Annotated in this window: 4 protein-coding genes and 1 pseudogene; 1 reads left to right on the top strand and 4 read right to left on the bottom strand. The window is 65.3% G+C overall.

From position 1 onward, the window contains the following. Window positions 1-68: 68 nt before the first annotated feature. A complete protein-coding gene (locus tag G3436_RS25270; RefSeq protein WP_163950870.1) occupies window positions 69-1442 on the top strand; it encodes an amino acid permease in 1374 nt (457 codons plus the stop codon). A 3-nt stretch (window positions 1443-1445) separates the two neighbouring features. Here G3436_RS25270 and G3436_RS25265 read toward each other — a convergent pair. The 4 genes and pseudogenes from G3436_RS25265 to G3436_RS25250 form a co-directional block, all read right to left on the bottom strand. Then, window positions 1446-2487: pseudogene (locus G3436_RS25265) on the bottom strand (calcium/sodium antiporter). Window positions 2488-2549: 62 nt separating this feature from the next. Then, window positions 2550-2921 carry a septal ring lytic transglycosylase RlpA family protein gene (locus tag G3436_RS25260; RefSeq protein WP_163950868.1) on the bottom strand — a complete coding sequence of 124 codons (372 nt, stop codon included), beginning with the start codon at window positions 2919-2921 and terminating at the stop codon, window positions 2550-2552. A gap of 122 nt (window positions 2922-3043) precedes the next feature. Continuing rightward, window positions 3044-4489: an Asp-tRNA(Asn)/Glu-tRNA(Gln) amidotransferase subunit GatB gene (gene gatB / locus G3436_RS25255; RefSeq protein WP_163950864.1), complete on the bottom strand. Its 1446-nt coding sequence runs from the start codon at window positions 4487-4489 to the stop codon at window positions 3044-3046. Window positions 4490-4500: 11 nt separating this feature from the next. Continuing rightward, the coding region (locus G3436_RS25250) for an amidase family protein (protein ID WP_243667316.1) at window positions 4501-4876 on the bottom strand (376 nt) is incomplete at its 5' end.

Below are 4876 nucleotides of genomic sequence, written 5' to 3'. Positions count from 1 at the left end.
GGGGCGGCTGGATCTAGATCCTGTCGCCCACAACATCCAAAACTGCCTCTCCTGTCCGAGGACACTTCATGCAAGACCAAGCCACGCCGGAGCGTTTGCAACGCGGCCTGAAGAACCGTCATATCCAGTTGATCGCGCTGGGTGGCGCGATCGGCACCGGGTTGTTCCTGGGCATCGCGCAGACCATCCAGATGGCAGGCCCGGCCGTGCTGCTGGGCTACGCGATTGCCGGCCTGATGGCCTTTTTCATCATGCGCCAGCTGGGCGAGATGGTCGTCGATGAGCCCGTGGCGGGCAGCTTCAGCCATTTCGCGCACCGCTACTGGAACGAATTCGCCGGTTTTGTCTCCGGCTGGAACTACTGGGTGGTCTACGTGCTGGTGGGCATGGCCGAGCTGACCGCGGTGGGCATCTACGTGCAGTACTGGTGGCCGGATTTCCCCACCTGGGCAACGGCGGCGATCTTCTTCGTGGCGATCAACCTGATCAACCTCACCCAGGTTAAGGTGTACGGCGAGCTGGAGTTCTGGTTCGCGCTGGTCAAGGTTGTCGCCATCGTCAGCATGATCGGCTTCGGTGCCTGGCTGCTGGCCAGTGGCAACGGCGGGCCGGATGCCAGCGTGGCCAACCTGTGGCAGTTCGGCGGCTTCTTCCCCAACGGTATCACCGGGCTGGTGATGGCCATGGCGGTGATCATGTTCTCCTTTGGCGGCCTGGAACTGGTGGGCATCACTGCGGCCGAGGCGGACAACCCGCGCCACAGCATTCCGCGGGCCACCAACCAGGTGGTCTATCGCATCCTGATCTTCTACATCGGCGCACTGGCGGTACTGCTGTCGCTGTACCCGTGGCAGAAGGTGGTGCAGGGCGGCAGCCCGTTCGTGATGATCTTCCACAACCTGGACAGCAACCTGGTGGCCACCATCCTCAACGTGGTGGTGCTGACGGCGGCGCTATCGGTGTACAACAGCTGCGTGTATTGCAACAGCCGCATGCTGTTCGGCCTGGCCAGCCAGGGTGACGCACCGCGCGCGCTGCTCAAGATCAACCGCCGCGGCGTGCCGTTGACGGCGCTGGGGGTGTCGGCGCTGGCCACCGGCCTGTGCGTGCTGATCAACTACCTGATGCCGGGCGAGGCCTTCGGCCTGCTGATGGCCCTGGCGGTATCGGCGCTGGTGATCAACTGGGCGAGCATCAGCATCACCCACCTGAAGTTTCGCAGGGCCAAGATCGCCGCGGGCGAGTCGACGTTCTACAGGAGCTGGGGGCACCCGATCACCAACTACCTGTGCCTGGCGTTCATCGTGCTGATCCTGGTGGTGATGTTCCTGACGCCGCCGATCCGCATTTCGGTGCTGTTGATCCCGGCGTGGATTGCCGCGCTGGGGGTGGCCTTCTGGCTCAAGAAAAAAGGCCAGAAGGCTGCCATTGCCGCGAGCTGATGTTCAGTGCTGGCGGCGCCAGGCGCGCGCCGTGGTGTACAGCAACACCACGGCCAGCGCCGGCAGCACGTAGAACAGCATCAGTTGCTCCAGGCGGGTGGCCAGCGGCATGCCGGTGGTGAAGGCCACCACGTGCAGGCCGTAGGCCAGGTACAGGCACAGGAACACCAGGCCCTCGGCGCGGGTGACGCGGTAGCCGGAATAGAACACCGGCAGCGTCAGCACGGCGACGCCGAGCATCACCGGCAGGTCGAACGCCAGTGCATTGGGCGAGATCGACAGCGGCGCGGGGGCCACCAGCGCGGTCAGGCCGAGCACCGCCAGCAGGTTGAACAGGTTGCTGCCGATCACGTTGCCCACGGCGATCTCACGTTCCCCGCGCAGGGCCGCAATCAGCGAGGTGGCCATCTCCGGCAGCGAGGTGCACACCGCCACCACCGTCAGGCCGATGACCCGTTCCGACAGACCCAGGTCAACCGCCACTTCCACCGCCGCTTCGAGCAGCAGGTGCCCGGCCAGGCTCAGCAGCCCCAGGCCACCGAGCATCAGCGTCAGGGTGCCCAGCCAGAAGCCCGCGCGCGCTGCAGGCGCGGGCCCGGGGCGGGGTAGGTGCGTGCATGATGGCGTGACTGGTGCCACAAGATGGCCAGGTAGCCGAGCAGCCGCACAACAGCAGGGCGCCTTCAAGGCGACCGATGCGTTCGTTGAGCGCCAGCAGGTACACCAGCAGGCTTGCGCCGATCATCAGCGGGATGTCCAGGCGCACCAGCTGGCGCGATACGCGCAGTGGAATGATCAGTGCGGCCAGGCCCAGGGTCACCAGTACGTTGAAGATATTGCTGCCGATCACGCTGCCCACCGCCACGTCGGGTGCGCCGGTGTAGGCGGCTTGCAGGCTGACGGTCAACTGCGGCGCGCTGCTGCCGAAGGCCACCAGGCTCAGGCCGATGATCAGCGGGCGTACCTGCAGGCTGGCAGCCAGGCGCAGGGCGGCGCGCACCAGCAGTTCGGCACCGGCGATCAACAGCAGCAGGCCGAGGGCCAGTTGCAGCAGGCTGAAGGTGGGTAATGCGGCCAGGTCGAAAATGGTCGTGCTCCGAAACAGAATCAGTCGCTCAGACGTTGTACCCGTACGCGCGCGGTTCCGCTACGGATCATGCCCAATTGTTCGGCGGCAGCGCGGGACAGGTCGATCAGCCGGCCACGGGTATGCGGGCCGCGATCATTGATGCGCACCACCACGCGGCGGTCGTTGGCCAGGTTGGTCACCTGCACGCGGGTGCCGAAGGGCAGGCTGCGGTGGGCGGCGGTCAGGCCGTGCTGGTTGAAGGGTTCGCCACTGGCGGTGCGTTTGCCGTGGTGGCGGGCCCCGTAATAGGAGGCGGTACCGGTCTGGTCGTAACCGCGGGGGTCGATGTCATGGCTGGCACAGCCGGTGAGCAGGGTGAAGAGCGCTAGCGCGCTTGAGAGACGCCACATGTATCCGGTTACTCCGTGGTGTGGCCTTCGCTGGCAAGCCAGCTCCCACAGGTCCCCCACTGTCTTCACGTCAGTGCGGTCCCTGTGGGAGCCGGCTTGCCGGCGAATGCAGGCGACGCGGTTCAGCCTTCGAGCTTGCTCTTGAGCAATTGGTTCACCTGTTGCGGGTTGGCCTTGCCCTTGGACGCCTTCATCGCTTGCCCGACGAAGAAGCCGAACATCTTGCCGCGCTTGGCTTCGTCCGCTGCACGGTACTGCTCGACCTGCTCGGCGTTGGCCGCCAGCACGTCGTCCAGCACTTTCTCGATCGCGCCGCTGTCGGTCACCTGTTTCAGGCCTTCGGCCTCGATGATCCGGTCGGCATCGCCTTCGCCCGCGGCCATCTTCTCGAACACCACCTTGGCGATCTTGCCGCTGATGGTGTTGTCGAGGATGCGCTGCAGCATGCCGCCCAATTGCGCGGCACTGACCGGTGCCTGGTCGATCTCCAGGCCCAGCTTGTTCAGCAGGCTGCCCAGTTCGACCATGACCCAGTTGGCGGCCAGCTTGGCATCGCCGCACACGCCGACCACCTGCTCGAAGTAGTCTGCCTGCTCACGGCTGGAGGCCAGCACGTTGGCATCGTATGCCGACAGGCCGAACTGGCTCTGGAAGCGCTCGCGCTTTTGCGGCGGCAGCTCGGGCAGGGTGGCGCGGATGGCGTCGAGGAACGCCGGCTCGATGACCACCGGCAGCAGGTCGGGGTCGGGGAAGTAACGGTAGTCGTTGGCTTCCTCCTTGCTGCGCATGGAACGGGTCTCGTCCTTGTTCGGGTCGTACAGGCGGGTTTCCTGGATGACCCGGCCGCCGTCCTCGATCAGCTCGATCTGGCGCTGCACTTCGGTGTTGATCGCCTTCTCGATGAAGCGGAACGAGTTGACGTTCTTGATCTCGCAGCGGGTGCCGAACTCGACCTGGCCCTTGGGCCGGATCGACACGTTGCAGTCGCAACGCAGCGAGCCTTCGGCCATGTTGCCGTCGCAGATACCCAGGTAGCGCACCAGCGCGTGGATCGCCTTGACGTAGGCCACGGCCTCCTTGGCGCTGCGCATTTCCGGCTCGGAGACGATCTCCAGCAGCGGGGTGCCAGCGCGGTTCAGGTCGATGCCGCTGGCGCCGCTGAAGTCTTCGTGCAGGCTTTTGCCGGCGTCTTCCTCCAGGTGCGCACGGGTGATGCCGATGCGCTTGACGGTGCCGTCTTCAAGGGCGATGTCCAGGTGGCCCTTGCCGACGATCGGCAGCTCCATCTGGCTGATCTGGTAGCCCTTGGGCAGGTCGGGGTAGAAGTAGTTCTTGCGTGCGAACACGTTGTGCGGGCCGATCTGGGCGTCGATCGCCAAGCCGAACATGCACGCCATGCGCACCGCTTCTTCGTTGAGCACCGGCAGTACGCCGGGCATGCCCAGGTCGATCAGGCTGGCCTGGGTGTTCGGCTCGGAGCCGAACGTGGTGGCGCTGCCGGAGAAAATCTTCGACTGGGTGGCGAGCTGGGTATGAATTTCCAGCCCGATCACAACTTCCCATTGCATGTGTCAGTCCCTCAGAAGCCGGTAGGTGCGCGAGTGTGCCAGTCAGTCACTTGCTGATAGCGGTGCGCGACGTTGAGCAGGCGGCCTTCCTGGAAATACGGGGCCAGCAGCTGCACGCCAACCGGCAGGCCGTCGACAAACCCGGCCGGCATCGACAGGCCAGGCAGGCCGGCGAGGTTGGCGGTGATGGTGTAGACGTCTTCCAGGTAGGCGGCGACCGGGTCGCTGTTCTTGGCGCCGAGTTTCCAGGCCGGGTTGGGCGTGGTCGGGCCGAGGATCACGTCGACCTCGTCAAAGGCGGCCATGAAGTCGTTCTTGATCAGGCGGCGGATCTTCTGTGCCTGCAGGTAGTAGGCATCGTAGTAGCCGGCCGACAGCGCGTAGGCG

It is taken from the genome of Pseudomonas brassicae, assembly GCF_010671725.1.
In the GTDB taxonomy this organism is placed as follows: domain Bacteria; phylum Pseudomonadota; class Gammaproteobacteria; order Pseudomonadales; family Pseudomonadaceae; genus Aquipseudomonas; species Aquipseudomonas brassicae.
This window is presented reverse-complemented; position numbering and strand designations above follow the sequence as displayed.